The sequence below is a fragment of the Serratia sp. M24T3 genome, from assembly GCF_000257645.1.
In the GTDB taxonomy this organism is placed as follows: Bacteria; Pseudomonadota; Gammaproteobacteria; order Enterobacterales; family Enterobacteriaceae; genus Rouxiella.
Window position 1 is genome coordinate 1 of the sequence record NZ_AJHJ01000099.1, and the last position, 468, is coordinate 468.

The following is a 468-nucleotide window of genomic DNA, read 5'->3' on the forward strand; positions in this document are numbered from 1 at the left end:
CTCGCTCAGCCAGCGTGAAGAAAAGTCCCAGCCAGAAGCGGCTCCGGCACGAAGATCACGATACACTTCGTTGCAAGGACGGGCCGAATTGCTGGCGGTTTCCACATCTTCAATCCAGGACTCATCGCGAGGGGTATCACGATCATCCCAGTAGCGATTGAGTACCGATCCGTCAGAAAGCATCACCACGTGACGATAGGCTTCGTTAGGCTTGAGTGAGGCTTCACCATCCATCCAGAATGCATGTTCACGCTTTAGCTGCTGCAGATAACGCTCTGCTTCGTGCACACCATCCTTCTCAAACAGCTCCACCATCATGGCAAATACCGGCGGCTGAGAGCGGCTCAGGTAGTAAGTGCGGTTACCGTTAGGAATGTGTCCATAGGTGTCGATCATCCAGGCGAAGTTATTCGCCATGTTTTTCAACAAATCAGTACGACCGCTGACGGCCAGACCCAACATGCTGAA

Annotated in this window: 1 protein-coding gene; it reads right to left on the reverse strand. The window is 53.0% G+C overall.

Annotation, left to right across the window (positions count from 1 at the left end; all coding sequences use genetic code 11):
- Window positions 1-468 (reverse strand): trehalase family glycosidase (locus SPM24T3_RS24140; RefSeq protein ID WP_009639466.1); only part of this gene is annotated, 468 nt, incomplete at both ends.